This window comes from Corynebacterium sp. MSK074 (assembly GCF_030229735.1).
In the GTDB taxonomy this organism is placed as follows: Bacteria; Actinomycetota; Actinomycetes; order Mycobacteriales; family Mycobacteriaceae; genus Corynebacterium.
On the sequence record NZ_JASPIX010000002.1, the window covers coordinates 40,473 to 58,529 of the forward strand.

16 protein-coding genes are annotated in these 18,057 nt (G+C 60.0%); 11 read left to right on the plus strand and 5 right to left on the minus strand.

Annotation, left to right across the window (positions count from 1 at the left end):
- The first annotated feature begins 37 nt into the window (after nucleotides 1–37).
- Nucleotides 38–451, plus strand: coding sequence for a DoxX family protein (locus QP965_RS02220; protein WP_049379053.1), 414 nt, complete (start codon nucleotides 38–40; stop codon nucleotides 449–451).
- The gene (locus tag QP965_RS02225) at nucleotides 438–1,139 is read left to right on the plus strand and encodes a zf-HC2 domain-containing protein (protein WP_198492749.1); all 702 of its coding nucleotides are present in this window, start codon (nucleotides 438–440) and stop codon (nucleotides 1,137–1,139) included. Before QP965_RS02220 ends, QP965_RS02225 begins: the two co-directional genes overlap by 14 nt.
- A 17-nt stretch (nucleotides 1,140–1,156) precedes the next feature.
- On the opposite strand, the gene pmt is transcribed toward QP965_RS02225, so the two are convergent.
- A complete protein-coding gene (gene pmt, locus QP965_RS02230; protein ID WP_198492750.1) occupies nucleotides 1,157–2,776 on the minus strand; it encodes a protein O-mannosyltransferase in 1,620 nt (539 codons plus the stop codon).
- A gap of 24 nt (nucleotides 2,777–2,800) precedes the next feature.
- Between pmt and rsmI the strand changes: the two genes are divergently transcribed.
- From rsmI to metG, 3 genes are all read left to right on the plus strand, one after another.
- Entirely contained in the window at nucleotides 2,801–3,655 is an 855-nt protein-coding gene (gene rsmI / locus QP965_RS02235) for a 16S rRNA (cytidine(1402)-2'-O)-methyltransferase (RefSeq protein ID WP_284766860.1), read from the plus strand.
- A 247-nt stretch (nucleotides 3,656–3,902) separates the two neighbouring features.
- Nucleotides 3,903–5,759: a BCCT family transporter gene (locus tag QP965_RS02240; RefSeq protein WP_284767685.1), complete on the plus strand. Its 1,857-nt coding sequence runs from the start codon at nucleotides 3,903–3,905 to the stop codon at nucleotides 5,757–5,759.
- A 152-nt stretch (nucleotides 5,760–5,911) separates the two neighbouring features.
- Complete coding sequence (gene metG / locus QP965_RS02245) at nucleotides 5,912–7,744, plus strand: methionine--tRNA ligase (RefSeq protein WP_284767683.1); 1,833 nt, start codon at nucleotides 5,912–5,914, stop codon at nucleotides 7,742–7,744.
- Between the two features lie 124 nt (nucleotides 7,745–7,868).
- Here the strand turns inward: metG and QP965_RS02250 are convergent, their stop codons facing one another.
- Complete coding sequence (locus QP965_RS02250; protein WP_284766863.1) at nucleotides 7,869–8,369, minus strand: GNAT family N-acetyltransferase; 501 nt, start codon at nucleotides 8,367–8,369, stop codon at nucleotides 7,869–7,871.
- A gap of 10 nt (nucleotides 8,370–8,379) precedes the next feature.
- Nucleotides 8,380–8,874, minus strand: coding sequence for a GNAT family N-acetyltransferase (locus QP965_RS02255; protein WP_284844119.1), 495 nt, complete (start codon nucleotides 8,872–8,874; stop codon nucleotides 8,380–8,382).
- On the opposite strand from QP965_RS02255, the gene QP965_RS02260 reads away from it, so the two are divergent.
- From QP965_RS02260 to QP965_RS02275, 4 genes are all read left to right on the plus strand, one after another.
- On the plus strand, nucleotides 8,873–9,727 hold the full coding sequence (locus QP965_RS02260) for a TatD family hydrolase (protein ID WP_284844118.1): 855 nt from the start codon (nucleotides 8,873–8,875) through the stop codon (nucleotides 9,725–9,727). The two genes, QP965_RS02255 and QP965_RS02260, sit on opposite strands and share 2 nt — an antisense overlap.
- Before the next feature lie 285 nt (nucleotides 9,728–10,012).
- Nucleotides 10,013–11,194, plus strand: a complete 1,182-nt coding sequence (locus QP965_RS02265) for a resuscitation-promoting factor (protein ID WP_284766866.1) — start codon at nucleotides 10,013–10,015, stop codon at nucleotides 11,192–11,194.
- A 72-nt stretch (nucleotides 11,195–11,266) separates the two neighbouring features.
- Nucleotides 11,267–12,127, plus strand: a complete 861-nt coding sequence (gene rsmA / locus QP965_RS02270) for a 16S rRNA (adenine(1518)-N(6)/adenine(1519)-N(6))-dimethyltransferase RsmA (protein WP_284844117.1) — start codon at nucleotides 11,267–11,269, stop codon at nucleotides 12,125–12,127.
- The gene (locus tag QP965_RS02275) at nucleotides 12,128–13,108 is read left to right on the plus strand and encodes a 4-(cytidine 5'-diphospho)-2-C-methyl-D-erythritol kinase (RefSeq protein ID WP_204609749.1); all 981 of its coding nucleotides are present in this window, start codon (nucleotides 12,128–12,130) and stop codon (nucleotides 13,106–13,108) included.
- On the opposite strand, the gene QP965_RS02280 is transcribed toward QP965_RS02275, so the two are convergent.
- Nucleotides 13,109–14,128: a hypothetical protein gene (locus QP965_RS02280; protein WP_284844116.1), complete on the minus strand. Its 1,020-nt coding sequence runs from the start codon at nucleotides 14,126–14,128 to the stop codon at nucleotides 13,109–13,111. It abuts the gene before it with no gap.
- Nucleotides 14,129–14,162: 34 nt separating this feature from the next.
- Nucleotides 14,163–14,447, minus strand: a complete 285-nt coding sequence (locus QP965_RS02285) for a hypothetical protein (RefSeq protein WP_284844115.1) — start codon at nucleotides 14,445–14,447, stop codon at nucleotides 14,163–14,165.
- Between the two features lie 92 nt (nucleotides 14,448–14,539).
- Here QP965_RS02285 and QP965_RS02290 point away from each other — a divergent pair, with 92 nt between their 5' ends.
- Together QP965_RS02290 and QP965_RS02295 are read left to right on the plus strand one after the other, a co-directional pair.
- Nucleotides 14,540–16,348 (plus strand): ABC-F family ATP-binding cassette domain-containing protein, encoded by a 1,809-nt coding sequence (locus QP965_RS02290; RefSeq protein ID WP_284844114.1) that lies wholly within the window; start codon nucleotides 14,540–14,542, stop codon nucleotides 16,346–16,348.
- Nucleotides 16,315–18,048, plus strand: a complete 1,734-nt coding sequence (locus tag QP965_RS02295; protein ID WP_284844113.1) for an alpha/beta-hydrolase family protein — start codon at nucleotides 16,315–16,317, stop codon at nucleotides 18,046–18,048. Before QP965_RS02290 ends, QP965_RS02295 begins: the two co-directional genes overlap by 34 nt.
- The last annotated feature ends 9 nt before the right edge of the window (nucleotides 18,049–18,057 follow it).

Sequence of the window (18,057 nt, forward strand, 5' to 3'; positions counted from 1 at the left end):
TCGCATCGGGCGAGGGGTTCAGGGTAATCTGTTCAGCATGAATAGACCTGCCGTACGCGATGCCGCACTGCTTATTTTTCGAGCGGTCCTCGGATTAATCTTTATCGCACACGGCGTGGACAAGATGTTTATGACCGGCATGGATGAAACCGTGGGGCAGTTTTCCGCCTTAGGGGTGCCACAGCCACAGCTTTCCGGCTATATCGCCGCCATAGGAGAGATGGCCGGCGGTGCATTCCTCGTCGTTGGTCTGCTCACCACCTTTGTCGCCGGGGCACTCGCATTGCTTATGGGGTGTGCCCTGTATTTCGTGCACCTGGGCCATGGGCTTTTTGCTGCCGACGGCGGAATCGAATACCCACTGGTATTGCTGTTATCCCTGCTGATGATCGTAATTTTTGGCTCCGGTAGAGCCAGCATGGATGGGGTGCTCAGCAATGTTGACGCATAGCCAGGTTCAGGCGGCAATCTCCGCGCACATGGATGGAGAGCACTCCGATCTGCCCCAGGACGTTATTGATACTCACCTGGAAAGCTGCGCCGAATGCCGCGCTTTCCGCGATAAGGCGGCCGCGCTATCGCGTTCATTGAGCTTTGTGGAGCCCGTGGATTCCGGCATGGCTCCGCCCACGGATCTTTCTGATGTCATCTTGGCCGGCGTGGAGCCGGAATGGCGACGTACCTCGAGCGCGCGCCAAGCTAACCTGACGGTCGCGCGCGCCGCCATGGTTCTTATGGGGGCCATCTTTGCAATCTGGGCAGTGGTGCTCATCGTGCACGCCTCCGGGCTCGTACCGTTGGGTGCGGAAGGAAGAGTTCTAGATCCCACTGCGGATCCGGAGCGAGCCAACCTGCTGATGGAGGGCGCGGCAGTGCGCTTTGGCATGGCCTGTGGTCTTTTCTTCAGCGCCTGGCGCCCCGCGGCGGTCACCGGACTGCTTCCGGTATCGGCCACGATGTTTGCCTTCCTCTTCGGCTTTGGCATGCGCGATATAGCGCTGGGTACCGTAACCATTGAGCAGGTGTATTTCCTTATCGCCACTGCGCTTGCGACTCTTAGCCTGGCGTGGGCCTGGGCGGCGGAAAAGGGCTACCTGGTGCGCGCGTGGTGGAAGTCCCTCAACGCGCAGCCGCAATAAACTCCGCTCTGGCCAGGTTAGGTCCAGCTCGGCAGCCACATCATGGAGTGGTACCAGGAATCTGGAATCTTGTAGCCGTACAAAATGGGGGAGAAGTAGAAGAACATTGCCACTACCAGGGCTAGGTAGAACACGGCGGCGATGGTACCCCAACGTACGGGGCCGCCGGCCAAGTTCTTCAGCCATCCCCACCGCACAGGCCTGCCATGCCCGATGAGCTGGCCTAAAGCTAACGCAATAAGCACGATGACAAAGGGGATAAAAGCCGTGGCGTAGAAGAAGTACATTTGGCGGTCAAAGGCCGCGAGCCAGGGCAAGAAGCCTGCCGCAAAGCCCACCAAGGGGATAAGGAAAGCGCGGTTGCGGCGAATAATGAGCGACCACAGGCCCCACAATACGGCCGGGATGACCAGCCACCAGATGGCTGGGGTGCCAAAGAGGTAGAGCATCTTGCGACATTCGTTACTGCCATCACCGCACTGCAGGTCGGTGGAGGAGTAGTACAAGATGGGGCGGGCGGCCACGAGCCAAGCCCAGGGCTTGGAATCCCACGGGTGATGGTGGCCGCCGGAAGAGGTTAGGCTGGCATGGAATTCCAAGACAGAGGAGTGATAGTAGAACCAGCCGGCCAAGGAATCAGGCAGGTTCAGCAGCCACGATCCATCCTCGATGGTGCCATCCACCTTGGCATGGCGGTACACGGCGGTTTCGGAGGCAAACCAAGCCCGCCAGGTCCAGGCGTAGAGCAGTACCGGCACGAGCACGAGGGAGGCCAAGGCAGCAGGGGTATCGCGCACCAGGGTGCCGAGGATATAGCGGCGTACCCCATAGCGCTTGCGCAAGGCAAGGTCGCTAAAGACGGACATCAGACCAAAGAACATGATGAAGTACAGGCCGGACCACTTCACGCCCAGGGAAAGACCAAGGCAGACACCTGCGAGGAGGCGCCACCAGCGGAATCCAAAGCGCGGGCCAAAGGCGGAAGAGCCCATCCCGCCCTTCAAAAACGCGTTGTGGAGGCGCTCACGCATCTGATTATGATCGCGGGCGAGCGCCCAGGCGGCGGCTACAACGAAAAAGACTTGGAAGATATCCAGCATGCCGAACTTGGAGGAGACCAAGAGCACGCCATCAAATACGGCGATGAGGCCAGCTAGGGTTGCCACCTGCCAGGATAAAGAGACTCGGCGGGCCAGGGACATCGTCAAGAGCACGGTGGCTGCACCGAAGAGGGCCGTCATAAAACGCCAGCCCAGAGGGGAATAACCAAAGATCCATTCGGCAAGTGCCACGATCTGCTTGCCCAGCGGTGGGTGAACCACCAGCCCGTAGCCGGGGTTGGTTTCAATGCCGCCGATAAAAAGGTTATCCCAGCTTCGCACCATGTCCCAGGCTTGGGGAACATAGTGCTTTTCATCAAAGACGGGCGTGCCCTTGGAAACGGGCGCAGTAAGTCCGACAAAACGGGTAATGAGCGCAAGGACGCCGACGACGCTAGTGCTTATCCAGTCAGCCTTGCCCCACTGATAGGCGCGGGGTGCTGGCGGGGCCACGGTGTCGTGCGTGGTGCGCGATGGGGCAGCGGTAGCAATAGTCACTTGGTTGAGTCTAGGCGACAACGTAGCGCGACCGCGCATTAGAGAGTATGGAATGCTAGAGGTATGTCTGTTTTAGGTCTGGATCCACTACCGCGCGGGGTAATTCTCGCCGCCACGCCGCTGGGAAACGTAGGAGATGCCTCCGCGCGTTTAATGCATGCCTTGCAGCATGCGGACGTCATCGCGGCCGAAGATACGCGGCGCGTGCGTAATCTGGCCCAGGCCTTAGGGATCGAGATTTCCGGGCGGGTGGTGTCCAATTTTGATCACAATGAAAAGGACCGAGCTCAGCAGCTTATCGACGCCGCCGCGTCAGGCACCGTTCTCGTCGTCACCGATGCCGGCATGCCGATTATTTCTGATCCAGGCCTGTCTCTTGTGGCCGCGGCGGCCGAGCGCGATATTCCTGTGACCTGTTTTCCCGGCCCGTCCGCAGTGCCGACGGCCCTGGCGCTTTCGGGCCTGGGCGTGGGGCACTTCCTTTTCGACGCCTTTCCTCCTCGCAAGCCCGGTCCCCGCAAGGCCTGGCTGGAATCACTGCGCAACGAAAAGCGAGCCATTGTATTCTTCGAATCTCCTCACCGCGTGGCCGAAACCCTGGCCGAAGCAGCGGAAATTCTCGGCGCCGACCGCCCGGCCGCGGTGTGCAGGGAACTGACCAAGACCTATGAGGAAATCCGCCGCGGGAATTTGGGCGAGCTTGCCGAGTGGGCAGTAGACGGCGCTCGGGGAGAGATCACCGTGGTGATCGAGGGCGGTACGGCCGCTGCCGCTACCGCCGCGGACTTGGTGCCCAAGGCGCTCGAGCTAGCGGAGGCAGGGATGCGGCTGAAGGACGCGTGCAAGCAGGTCGCCAAAGGCACCGAGGTCTCTAATCGCGAGCTTTATGATGCCGCTTTAGCAGCCCGCAAGGACTAGTCCCTACCGCCTATTCGATTACGTCACACCCCGTAGCGCGCGTAGATGGCTTCACTAACGGGGGCTTTGTAATTGAATTGTTATAGTGCTCGGGCGTGTGGGCGACTTAAAGCGGTATTTACATGGGGAAACGAAGCGTAAAATCCTTTCAAATTATCGTGGAAAATCCCTGGGAAACGGTGTTGAGCAGCGAAGTTTCTACGTGCTTCGTTTGATAATTGAGTAGTTCCGCACCACTGTATAGCTCATGACAAACTCGGAAAACATGGGCACAGGCGCGCCAGAAGAAGGAAAGGAACCGGTCGGCGCCCAGGCGCAGCCGGCCTCTGCTTCTTCGAGCGGGCAGCCTATTGAGAATTATCAGACTGTAGACGAACAGCTGGACGCACAATCTGCCACCGGCCAGCTTCAGGATATGATTCACTCCGATGGTTTCCACCCGGAGCGCTATGACGATCCTGAGGTGGAAATCGCAGCCGATCGTGACAATATGCCAATCGATTGGTCCATCGTCGGCATTGCCGGCGTACTGATTGCCGCGATCGTCGTGTGGGGCCTGGCCGCCCCGGATAACTTTGCCAACTTCTCCTCTTCGGCCCTGACCTGGGTCGTGGATAACTTCGGTTGGGCCTATATCCTCTTCGGCACCGTCTTCGTGGTGTTCGTTGTCTTTATTGCCGCCTCCAAGTTCGGCTCCATCAAGTTGGGCCACATTAATGAGGAGCCGGAATTTTCCACCCCATCGTGGATTGCCATGATGTTCGCCGCCGGCATGGGCATTGGCCTGATGTTCTACGGCGCTTCCGAGCCGTTGGCCAACTACCGTGACGGCACCCCGGGCGAGGGCACTGGCAACGTGGGTTCGTCCATGGCCTATGCCATGTTCCACTGGACGCTGCATCCCTGGGCGGTCTACGCCATCGTTGGCTTGGCCATCGCGTACTCCACCTTCCGCATTGGCCGCAAGCAGCTATTAAGCCAGGCCTTCGTGCCGCTCATCGGCGAGCGTAACGCTAACGGTGCGGTGGGCAAGTTCATCGATGTCCTGTCCATCTTCGCCACCGTCTTCGGTACCGCCTGCTCCCTGGGCCTGGGTGCCCTGCAGATTCAGGCCGGCCTGAAGGCATCCGGAATCATCGATAACCCCACCAATTCCGTGGTTATCGGCATCGTGCTGGTCCTTACCCTCGCATTCCTTCTGTCCGCGATGTCCGGTGTGGGCAAGGGCATTCAGTACATTTCCAATGCGAATATGGTCCTTGCCGCAGTGTTGGCGATCTTCGTGTTCATTTTGGGCCCGACCGTTACCATCCTGAACCAGATTCCTGGCTCCATTGGTAATTACCTCAACTACTTCACCGAGATGATCGGCCGCACCGCCGAGTCCGAAAACGGCACCGCCGGTGAGTGGCTGTCCGGCTACACCATCTTCTACTGGGCATGGTGGGTTTCCTGGTCCCCATTCGTGGGCATGTTCCTGGCGCGCATCTCCCGTGGCCGTTCCGTCCGCGAGTTCTGCCTGGGCGTCCTGCTCATCCCAGCCGGCGTATCCACCCTGTGGTTCGCTATCTTCGGCGGCACTGCTATCCACATGGAGCAAAACGGTGAATCCATTACCGGCGAGTCGGCTGAGGAAGAGCTGTTTAATCTCCTGCAGTCCATGCCCGGCGGCTTCGTTGCCGGTATTGTTGCAGCGGTCCTTCTGGCTACCTTCTTCGTCACCTCTGCAGACTCCGCGTCCACGGTTATGGGCTCTATGTCCCAAAATGGTGCTTCTACCGCTAAGCCGTGGCTATCCGCGGCATGGGGCGCACTGACTGCCTTGGTAGGCCTGACCCTGCTCTTGGCTAATGAAGACGCGCTGTCTAACCTGCAAAACGTCACCATCGTCGCTGCACTGCCGTTCCTGTTCATTGTCGTTGGCCTGATGTTCGCCATCTACAAGGCTCTGAGCGAGGATGTCATTTACCTCGAGTACCGCGAGGCACAGCAGTTCCAGCGCAAGATGGCCCGCGAGCGCCGCCTGCACCGCGAATACCAGCGCACGCAGGTACTTAAGAAGCGCCGCAACGAGCGTCTCAAGCACCCGATGAAGCGCAAGTAATTCGCGTCCTTTGCGGTTGCTTTCATAGCGCCCATCGTTTCCTCAGCAGTGGGGAAGCGGTGGGCGCTTTGTTCTGAAAATGCGGTTCACCTGCGGAGTAAATGTCTGCCCTAATCGTGTGGGCACGAGCTGGCTTCGATACAGTAGAACCCATGACTGAGTCTGTAGTAGTAAATGTTGCCTGGCCCTATGCCAACGGCCCGCGCCACATCGGCCATGTGGCCGGCTTTGGTGTTCCTTCTGACGTCTTTGCACGTTTCCAGCGAATGCGTGGCCGCAACGTACTCATGGTCTCCGGTACGGACGAGCACGGCACTCCGCTATTGGTTCAAGCGGACAAAGAAGGCGTGTCCGTTCGCGAGCTGGCAGACCGCTACAACCGCCAGATCGTCACTGACCTAGCCAACCTCGGCCTGTCCTACGATCTCTTTACTCGGACCACCACCCGTAACCACTACTCCGTGGTACAGGAACTCTTCAAGGGCCTGTATGCCAATGGCTACATGCTCAAAGAGACCACCCAGGGTGCTATTTCGCCGTCTACCGGGCGCACCCTGCCGGACCGCTATATTGAGGGCACCTGCCCCATCTGCGGCGCGGATGGCGCCCGCGGTGACCAGTGCGATGAGTGTGGAAACCAGCTCGACCCGGTGGACCTGATCAACCCCGTATCCAAGATCAACGGCGAGACCCCAAAGTTCATTGAAACCGAGCACTTTCTACTGGATCTGCCCTCCATCAAGGATGAGCTGCAAAAGTGGCTGTCCACCCGTGAGGACTGGCGCCCGAACGTCCTGAAGTTCTCCCTAAACCTGTTGGAGGATATGCGCCCGCGCACCATGACGCGCGATATTGACTGGGGCATTCCGATCCCCGTTGAGGGCTGGCAGGACAATAACGCCAAGAAGCTCTACGTGTGGTTCGATGCGGTCATCGGTTACCTGTCTTCCTCTATCGAGTGGGCATACCGCACTGGTCAGCCTGAAGCCTGGAAGGACTTCTGGCAGAACCCGGAGGCCCGCCACTATTACTTCCAGGGCAAGGACAACATCACCTTCCACTCCCAGATCTGGCCGGCCGAGCTTTTGGGCTATGCAGGCAAGGGCAACAAGGGCGGTGAGCTTCACCAGTACGGCGAGCTGAATTTGCCAACGGAAATTGTCTCCTCTGAGTACTTGACCATGTCTGGTTCCAAGTTCTCCTCGTCCAAGGGCGTTGTCATCTATGTCAAGGATTTCTTGGCGGAGTTTGGCCCAGATGCCCTGCGTTACTTCATCGCCGTGGCCGGTCCGGAAAACAATGACACGGACTTTACCTGGGATGAATTCGTCCGCCGTATCAATAATGAGCTGGCCAATGGCTGGGGCAACCTGGTCAACCGCACCGTTTCTATGGCGTTTAAGAATTTCGGTGAGGTTCCAGCACCAGCAGCGCTGGAAGAAAAGGATAAGAAAATCCTGCAGCTGGCGGAAGAGACTTTCGAGACCGCCGGTTCTTTGCTGGAACAGTCCAAGTTCAAGCAGGCGATTACCGCTATCATGCACGTCGTCGGCGAAGCCAACGCTTATATTGCAGACCAAGAGCCATGGAAGTTGGCTAAGGATGAGACCCAGCGCGAGCGCCTAGCTACCGTGCTGTGGACTGCCCTCCAGGTGGTTTCTGACTGCAATGTCATGCTCACGCCGTACCTGCCGTTTACCGCGCAGAAGGTCCATGAAACCTTGGGCCGCAGCGGTGTGTGGGCAGCCCAGCCGGAGGTCCATGATGTCAAGGACGATATCCCGGTAGAGCTCGTTGGTGCTGGCTTGCCGCCAGAGGGCCACGAGTATCCGGTCATCATGGGTGACTACACCCAGCAGCAGGCAAAGTGGGAGCGCATCCAGGTAGAGCCGGGCACCGCCTTGGCCAAGCCGAAGCCGCTCATCTCAAAGCTCGACCCAGAGTTGGGCGAGACAGGCCCAGAGTGGGCGCCTGTTACTAAGTAACAGCACCTAAAACGGCCGCGTTATTGTCTCTTTTCAACAAAGAAAAGGGCATAACGCGGCCATTTTTGCATTCCGGTCAAGAAAAGGAGCACGAAATACCCGAATCCTTGCTGGGAAGGGTGGTTTAGCGCTCGAAATCGCGCTGGAGGTGCACCAAGCCAAGGCGGACGCCATCCTTGGTATGGATATTTGGCATGCGGCCGGTCTCGGTGAAGCCGAACTTCTTGTGCAGGGCAATAGAACCCTCGTTGGTATCAACGATATAGGTGATCATCGTCTGCACATAGGCATCGTCGGCGGCGAAGTCCATGAGGGCGTCGAGAAGCTCGGAGCCCACGCCCTTGCCCTGAGCGGAGGGGGCAATGTAGACGGAGTCTTCCACGGTGCCGTAATAGATGGCGGGGGTCACGAACTGGAAGTAGGCCGCCCAGCCAATGACTTCATCATCGTGCACGGCTACGAAGACCGGCGAGCCGGCCTGAAACATCTCCTTGAGCCACTCTTCGCGGTCAGAGACATCTTCTTGCCACGTGACCAAGTTAGCGGCGGGTTTCGCTGCGGAGCCGGCGTTGTAGATTGCGGTGAGTGCGGGGGCGTCGGCAAGCTCAGCAGGACGGATATGCATAGAAATTCCTTTACACCAGAAGTTGTAGGTGGGTGAGGCTCAACCAGTGATCGAACTTGTAGCAAACCTCTTTAAGAGTACCCACGTTTTCAAACCCGAACTTTTCATGCAACTTAAGCGATGCAACATTGGTGGAAACGATGAGGGCGAGCAAGGAATGGACCTTATCATCGGCGCGGGCCGCATCTACCAAGGCGCCAAGCAACGCAGTGCCCACTCCCTGGCCCTGAGCGGCGGGGGAGAGATAAACGGTGGTCTCATAACAGCCCGTCCACACCTGCGGATCGCGGTAAGGATGGTAGAGCGCCCACCCCAGGTAGGTGCCAGTATCGGACTCCGCGATGAGACACGGGCAGCCCTCTTCCCAGATGTGGCGCAGGTAGGCCTCGCGCTCTGCAATGCTGGCGGGGCTCGCGCGGAAAATGACGTCGGTGTGTTCGATGGCCCAGTTGAGGGTCTCGGTCATAGCGGGCACATCCGCAAGGCCAGCAGGTCTGATCAGCATGGCAGCCAATATTACAATTGCCTACATGGCTAAAAAGAAGCGACGTCCCACTCCCGTTCCAGCACCGGGCCTAAGCGGCCTCATCGATGCGCATACGCATCTGTTTTCTCACAAGGACACCGATGAGGTGCTGGTCAATCGCGCGCGTACCGCCGGTATTAGCCGCATGGTGACGGTGGGCGATGACCGCCGCGAATCGGCAGCGGCGCTGGCTACTGCACATTCCTTTCCGGATGTCTATGCCGCCTGTGCCATCCACCCGGTGCGCGCCAATGAGTTGGATGCGCCCACCAAGGTGGCGCTGGAGGAGATGGTGGCGGATCCGCGCTGCGTCGCAGTGGGAGAGACCGGCCTCGATGCCTATTGGGTCCACCACGAGCCGGAGACCACCGCGACCATGGCCCAGCAGGAGGAATCCCTGCGCTGGCATATTGACCTTGCGGTGCGCCATGGCAAGACGCTGATGATTCACAACCGCGAGGCGGATGCGGACTTGCTGCGCATTCTTGCCGACGCCCCCTCACCCGACACCGTTATGCTGCACTGCTTTTCCTCGCCGCTGAAGGTGGCCGAGGAAGCCTTGGAGCGCGGCTACGTATTGTCCTTTGCCGGAAACGTCACCTTCAAGCGCAATGCCGAGCTGCGGCAGGCGGCAGCGAAGGCGCCGGCCGGCCAGCTTCTGGTGGAAACCGATGCGCCATATATGACGCCAGAGCCCTACCGGGGCCAGCGCAATGAACCGGCTCTTATTGGGCACGCATATGAATGCATCGCTCGCGTTCGCCACCAGACGGTGCAGGCGCTAGCGGCGGAGGTAAACGATACTTTTGATCGCGTTTACAGCCTGCGCTAACGCCTAGGTGACGGTTTTCACAAAAATAAAACCCGCAGGTCAACGGTGGCGGGGGTGCTTGGTGTGGCGGTTGTGTGCCCAGTGAGGCGTGTGGTGGATTAGTCCTCGACTTTATCTTGCTGTTATCGTATCGTTATTAATCGTTCGTTTAGGTTCTAAGGTCGTGCAGCGCCACCCTCGGTGCGGCAGCAGCGGATCTCAGCAAGGGAATTGCCTGCGTGGACTTCTTTGCTGACCTAAACTCTTGTAATTGTTGAAACCTGCACTACCGGAGATTCATTCAGCATGTCACCTCATCAGATCAAGCGCCTCAATAACTCCCGCTCGCTGCCACTGCGTCTGGCAACGGGTGGCGTATTGGGCACCCTGGCCGTCGGCGGCGTGGTAGCCGTTGCGGCACAAAAGGACGTCACCGTGGACATCAACGGTGACAAGGTGGAGTTGGCTACCTTTGCCAAGGATGTCGACGGCGCGCTGGAGGCAGCCGGCGTGCAGGTGAGCGAGGAGGACATCGTCTCCCCAGCCCCGTCCGAGTCCGTGGGCGATGGCGATGAGATCTCCGTGCGCACCGCTAAGCCAGTAGCCGTGACCATCGATGGTGTGCAGCAGCAGTTGTCCACCACCGACCTCACCGTTTCTGACCTGCTGGGTAACCTCAACGGCGTGGTCAAGGGTGCTTCTGTGAAGTCTGGCGATGCCGACGTGGACGAGGACGCCCAGCTGGAAGAGGGTATGGACCTGGAGGTTGTGTCCCCGAAGATCGTCAAGATTAATGATGGCGGCAAGGTAACCTACACCAAGATTGCCGCTAAGACCGTTGAGGACGTTCTCAAGGCCCGCAATATCGACGTTGATGACGATGACCGCGTCTTCCCGTCCAAGGAGACCAAGGTTACCGAGGGCATGTCCATCAAGGTGGACCAGGTTTCTACCACCGTTTATGACTCGGAAGAAGAGTTTGACGCCGAGCCCAACTTCGTCGATGACCCGGAGCTGGAAGAGGGCACCGAAGAGGTCCGCGAGGAAGGCGTTAAGGGCAAGCGCGTTATTACCCACAAGCTGGTAATGAAGGATGGCGCTAAGGAATCCAATGACGTCATCAAGGAAAAGGTGACCGTCGAGCCTAAGGCTGCCACCATCGCCCGCGGCACCAAGAAGGCCGAGGAGGAAAAGCCGGAGGAGGGTGGCAACTCCGGTGCTGCTGCTCCGGCGGTGGCCGATGGCTCCGTATGGGATTCCATTGCACAGTGTGAGGCCACCGGTAACTGGGCTATTAATACCGGCAACGGCTTCTCCGGTGGCCTGCAGTTCACCCCATCCACCTGGGCAGCATTCGGCGGTACTGAGTACGCACCGGAGGCATGGCAGGCTTCCCGCGAGCAGCAGATTGCCGTGGCAGAAAAGGTGCAGGCAGCGCAAGGCTGGGGCGCATGGCCGGCATGTACTTCCAAGCTGGGCCTGCGCTAAACCGCAGCGCTTCTTGGCCGCACACCCACTGTGGTGTGCGGCTTTTTTGTCTCTTCTACTAAGTTAGAAGGCATGACTAATTCCACCGGCGCCGCGCTTTTGGGTCCCGTTGAGATCCGCGCCCTCGCGGAGAAGCTCGACATCGTGCCCACCAAGAAGCTGGGGCAGAATTTCCTGCATGACCCGAATACCATCCGGCGCATCGTCGCTGCGGCGGAGCTGGAGCCTACAGATCGCGTCCTCGAGGTGGGCCCCGGATTGGGTTCGCTGACCCTTGGCTTGGTTGAGGCCGTGGGGGACGTGACCGCGGTGGAGATTGATTCCCGCCTGGCGGCGCAGCTGCCCGATACCGTGGTAGAGCGCGCCCCTGGGTATGCGCAGCGCCTGCGCGTAGTGGAAAAGGACGCACTGCGCGTGACGGATTCTGATGTCACGGAGCCGACTGCCCTCGTGGCCAACCTCCCGTATAACGTCGCTGTGCCGGTTCTGCTGCATTTGTTGGAGACATTTCCCTCCATTCGTCGCGTGCTGGTGATGGTCCAGCTGGAGGTGGCGGACCGTCTCGCCGCCCAGCCGGGCAGCAAGGTTTATGGCGTGCCCTCGGTCAAGGCGGGCTTTTATGGCAAGGTCTCCAAGGCAGGCACGATTGGCAAGAACGTCTTTTGGCCCGCGCCCAATATTGAATCCGGGCTGGTGCGCATCGATGTCTTTGAAGATGCTCCCTGGCCGATCACCGATGAGTCGCGGGCTAATGTCTGGCCGGTTATCGACGCCGCCTTTACCCAACGCCGCAAGACCCTCCGCGCGGCATTGTCTGGCCACTTTGGTTCGGGTGCCGCGGCCGAGGAAGCGCTGCGAGCGGCGGATATCGATCCGAAGCAGCGCGGTGAAAAGCTTGCCGTAGAGGACTTCGTACGATTGGCAGGAATCTAAATGAGTGCACCGTTAGATAACGAACCATTCGTCTATACCGCGCGCGCTCACTCCAAGGTCAATATTCACCTCGGCGTGGAGGAACCGCGCGAGGATGGGTTCCATGAGCTTGCCAGTGTCTTTCAGTCTTTGGAGCTGCATGACACCGTGACGCTCACGGACTTGGGAAATCCCGAGGTGGATAAGCCGCGCATTCAAGGCTTAAAGGTTACGGGCCCTCATGCACAGGGTGTGCCAGAGGACTATACAAACTTGGCGTGGACCGCGGTTAACCGCATCATGCAGTACCTATACACCACCCATGGGCCGAAGGCGCTGCCGGAGGTAGCGCTGGAAATCCACAAAGCCATCCCTACCGCCGGAGGCATGGCGGGCGGCTCTGCTGATGCGGCCGCCGCGCTGCGCTTAGCCGAGCGCTGCTATGGCGGCTACTACAACATCGACTCGGTAGGTGAGCCGATTCTGGACGCGCTAGGCGCGGCGTTGGGCTCGGATGTTCCCTTTACCCTGTTGGGTGGCACCGCGCTCGGTACGGGGCGCGGCGAGCAGCTTACCCCGATGATGGCGCGCGGTACCTACCATTGGGCGCTCATCGCCTCGGACCGCGGGTTATCTACCCCGCAGGTCTTTCACAAGCTGGATGAAATGCGAGAAAAGGGTCGCGGCGGCGCGCCGCACATGGATACCGCGGCGGTATCGCAGGCGCTCATCTCAGGCGACCCGCACCGGGTGGCAGAGCACTTGCATAATGACCTGCAGCCGGCGGCGCTTTCCCTGCGCCCGGATCTGCGTAAGACGCTGGAGGCGGGTGTGGCCGCCGGAGCCCTCGCGGGCATTGTCTCCGGCAGTGGTCCGACCTGTGCCTTCCTCTGTGCTGGGGCAGAGGAGGCTAGGGAAGTGGTCTCCCAAGTGACGGTAGAGATTCCCGGAACCAAGGGTGTGGCTACCCATGGACCCGCCAGCGGCGCCGTGGTGCTGTAGCTAGAGCACCGTCATCTCGGTGGGCTCAATGTCGAGGTCGAAACGGTTGACTTCCTTTTCTTGGAGGAGGTCGATGACCACGAGCTGCTTCTTTTGGGCGTCGGTAATAAAGGCGTAGCCATCGGCAGCCTGCAGGATGGGCCCTGGCTGCTGCCATTCCTTATTTTCCTTCCACTTGGAGATGGCATCGATCTGCGAGGTGATTTCCCCGGATTCGGGGTCGATGATGTTGAGTTTGCCGTCGGTAGTGAGCACCAGTGCCTCGCCCAGCGGGCCGCGGGCCAGGGAGCGGAACCAATAGGAAGCATCGAGGTCAACCTTCTTCGCGGAAAAGTCCTTAGTATCCACCAGGGTCACGGAGGTGGGGCGCTCGAGTTCTGCATCCTCGTCGGTCTTATTATCGGCCAGAATGACATCGGATTCCTCCGAACCGGCAGCATTGCCCGAGCGCTGGTAGCCGCCTGCGCCGGCATAGGCGGAGGCGTCCACCTTGTGGAACTTTGTGCCATCGAAGATTACAGGGCCGTCCTCGCAGCCGAAGAAGATATTGCCGTTTCCAGCGGCGGCCTCGCCGTGCACGCCAGGGCACTCGGTGGTTTCAGTAAGGACCTTGCCCTCCTTATCCAGATGCTGGATAGTGTGGCGCTCGTCCTCGGTTCCCTTGGTGATAACTACCGAGCCATCCTTCAGCGGTACAGCCACGCCGTGGTGTGCGGCGCCGGTGTCTACGGTATTGACCGGCTGGGCATCGTCATTGCCAATGTCTTCGGTCTTGTAAATCCGTGCTACGCCATCGCCATCTGAAAACAGTGCGGTAAAGCCGTCGTGGTGGACCACGTGGCCGGCATGGGGTGCGTTAATAGTGGCGTCGCCAAGCGAAGGCTCAGCGGTGTAGTAGTGGTTGTGATCGCCGTGGCCCTTGGTGATGCGCCCGGTGTCGTAGGTGAGGAAGCTATCGCCTTTGGTGACCATGACGTGGCGGTCGTCGCCGGCATCGCTCAGGCGCAGGAAGGCATTCATTTTGTCCTCGCCGATTACCTTGCCGGTCTTGGCGTCATAAGCTCGCAGACCCTCCGCGTGGGAAATGACAATGCGGGGGGGGCAGCTGGGCTACCTCGGTCTCGCCCTCCTCGGCTTCGAAACCTTCGTGCGAGTGCCCGGCGTGGTCATGGCCGTGCTCATGCTCATGGTCGTGCTCGTGAGCGTGGTCCTCCTCGCTATGCGCGTGGTCGTGGGAGTGCAGGGAGTCCTTTTCCTCTTCGGTGGGGGCGGAACAGGAGGTAATGGCTACTGCCGCGGCAGAGAGCACCGCGCAGAGGGAAAGTGTGTAATGCTTCATACATAGGCACACTATTGGACGTGAAAATCAATAGCAATAGGTTGGAGAAATGCGGGGGTATGTGCAGGGAGGTATTAAGATGGACACTCGTTATGGCAAACCTGATTAACCTCGAGCAAGTCAGCAAAACTTATGGATTAAAAACCCTCCTAGACGGGGTATCCCTAGGTGTGCAAAGCGGCGATCGCATCGGCATCGTCGGCGTTAATGGCGGTGGCAAAACCACCCTGCTGGAGGTGCTCACCGGCATCGAGCCGCCCGACGCCGGCCGCGTATCCCATACCTCTGATTTGCGCATGGCTGTGGTTACCCAGCGCTTTGACTTGCCCGATGAGCTGACCATCGCGCAAGTGATTATTGAGCCGCTGGAATTGGAGACCTATGAGTGGGCCTCCAATGCCAAGGTGCGCGATGTCTTAGGCGGGCTGGGCATTGTAGATCTTGGGCTCGATACTCCGGTGGGTTCGCTCTCCGGTGGCGAGCGCCGCCGCGTGAACCTGGCCGCCGCGCTGGTGCAGGATTTGGACCTCGTGGTGCTCGATGAGCCGACCAACCACCTCGACGTGGAAGGCGTGCAATGGCTCGCGGACCACCTGCTCAAGCGCAATCTGGCCGTGGTCGTGGTTACTCACGATCGCTGGTTCCTCGATACCGTGGCCACGTGGACCTGGGAGGTACACGATGGCGTGGTCGATACTTACGAGGGCGGCTACAACGATTGGACCTTTGCCCGCGCCGAGCGTGCCCGCCAGGCCGATGCCATGGAACAGCGCCGCAAGAACCTCGCCCGCAAGGAGCTGGCCTGGCTGCGCCGCGGCGCACCGGCGCGGACCTCCAAGCCGCGCTACCGCATTGAAGCTGCCGAGGCGCTGATCGCGGACGTGCCGGAGCCGCGCAATAAGGTCGAGCTCATGGCCTTTTCCAAGCAGCGCCAAGGCCGCGTGGTTATCGAGCTAGAGGATGCCACCGTGCAGTCCCCGGACGGTCGCACCTTGGTGGACCACCTCACCTGGCGCCTAGCCCCCGGCGAACGCATTGGTTTGGTGGGCGTTAATGGCTCTGGCAAGACCACTTTGCTGCGCACCTTGGCCGGCGAGTACGAGCTGGCAGCAGGCAAGCGCATCGAGGGCCAAACCGTGCGCCTCGGTTGGCTGCGCCAGGAACTCGATGACTTAGACCCGCAGCGCCGGCTTATCGACGCCGTCGAGGACGTCGCCACCTATGTCCAGCTCGGTAAAAAGGAGCTTTCCGCCTCCCAGCTGGCCGAGCGCCTGGGATTTTCCGCCAAGCGTCAGCGCACCCCGGTAGGTGACCTTTCTGGTGGCGAGCGCCGCCGCTTGCAGCTGACCCGCGTACTGATGGCCGAGCCCAATGTGTTGTTGCTGGACGAGCCCACCAACGATCTCGATATCGATACCCTGCAGGAACTGGAGTCCCTCCTGGACTCCTGGCCAGGCACCATGGTGGTCATTTCGCACGATCGCTACCTCATTGAGCGCATCGCGGATAACACCTACGCGCTCTTTGGCGATGGCAAGCTCACCAACCTTCCCGGCGGCATCGACGAGTACCTGCGCAAGCGCGCCGCACTTGAGGCGCAGCAGAGCTCCGGTGTGCTCAACCTGGGAGAAAAGAAGGCAGACAACGCTGCACCGAAACCAGAAAAGAAGCTCTCGTCCCAGCAAGAGCGCGAAATCACCAAGAAGATGAACGCCCTCGAGCGCAAGATGCACAAGCTGGAAAAGGCGTCCGCGCAGATTAATGAGAAGATGGCCACCGCCGCGGAAAAGGTTGATACCCAGGCCTTGACCGAATTGGACGGAGACTTAAAGGAAAACCGCAGCGCCTACGAGGAACTGGAGATAGAATGGCTGGAGTTGGGGGAGAAGCTCGAAGGGTAGAAGCCCGCATCGCCGATATTGTCAGCTACCTCGACCTGTGGGGCATTATCGGCGCCGCAGCGCTTTTTACCCTGGGGCTTACCCCATCCATTCTGCCGCGCGATTGGCTCTACCAAGGGCTCGTCTCCGGCATCGCCGCAGGACTCGGCTATACGCTGGGCATCGCCCTCAAGCTCGTGTGGTACCGGCTGGTGGTGCGCTATGTGGCGCCTCGGCATGCCTGGCTCGATGCCGCCACGTGGCCAGCTCGGCGCTACCGCCTAGCCTCCCGCATCGCCACCGCCGCTTTTGTGGTCTGGATGATAGGCTTTGCGGTCTTTGCCGTGCGGTGGCAACGCCAACTCGCAGACGCCCTGTCCGCACCGGCGCCCACCATTGCCAGCTATGTGCTGGTGGTTCCGCTGGCACTGGCGGTATTTACCGCCTTTCTTTTCCTCCTGCGCCTGCTGCGCTTTTGCGTGCGCTGGCTTTCCAGCCACTTTCCCCAGCGCTTCCGCGCCGCCTACCGCGTTGTGGGTGCGGTAATCATCGTGGCACTGGTGGGCACGTATACCGTGGAAAACCTTATCCCCGGCGCCATTGTGGGTGTGGGGGAGAGAATCTTTACCGCCCAAAATGCCGAGCCCGATCCTGCAACGCAGCGTCCCACGTCTGCTGAGCGCAGTGGATCCCCAGACTCCCGCGTGGACTGGAATGGGGTGGGACTACAAGGCTCGCGTTTCCTCTCCTCCGGTGCGCACCGCGCGGAATTGGAAGAGGTTACCGGAAAGCCGGCTAAAGAACCCATTCGCGCCTATGCCGGCCTGGGCAATCGCGCCTCCAATGAGGAGCGAGCGCAGCTGCTTATCGACGAACTCGAGCGCACCCACGCCCAAGACCGCAAGGCGCTGCTGCTTATTATGACTACCGGAACCGGGTGGGTGTCTTCCTATTCCGCCCAAGCCTTCGAGCTGCTCTACGGCGGCGACACCGCCATCGCGGCCGCCCAATACTCCGCCATGCCCTCGGCGCTGCATTTCCTGTCCGGCGGTGGTCAGGTAGAACGCGCCGGGCAGGAGTTCATCAACCCTATCGTGGACTGGTGGAACGGGCTGCCAGAGGACAAGCGCCCGAAGCTCTACCTGTACGGCGAATCCTTAGGAACCACGGGCATTGAGGCGGCCTTTTCCGGGGTGCGTGATATCGCCAATTCCGTCGACGGCATCCTATTGACGGGGCCGCCGCACTTTAATCGCCTGCGCACCCAGTTTGTGGAGCGCCGCGACCCTGGCTCTTCTGAGATAACTCCCGAATACGCCGGCGGCCTCGTCGTGCGCTTTGCCAACGATGACGCGCAGGTGCGCCAATGGGGCACGGTGCCAGAAGAGGAGTGGGGACGCACCCGCATGCTCTATATCCAACACCCCTCGGACCCGGTGGCCTGGTGGTCGCCACAGATGGCCTTTAAGGAGCCGGATTGGATGCGCGAGCGGACACCGTATTCTGCCGAGCGCGTAATGCAGTGGATGCCCCTCATCTCTTCCCTCCAAGTTGCCGCCGATCTGCCCGGCGCAAAGGACGTACCCGATGGGCACGGTCATAACTACGGTGCATCGGTGCTCGACGGCTTTGCCGCCATCGCTGGTCCAGACGTGGCAGGAGCCATTGACCCCGATGAGCTGCAACGCCAATTTGCCGCGCTCGACGTCGGCATATACTAAGTGCGCTTT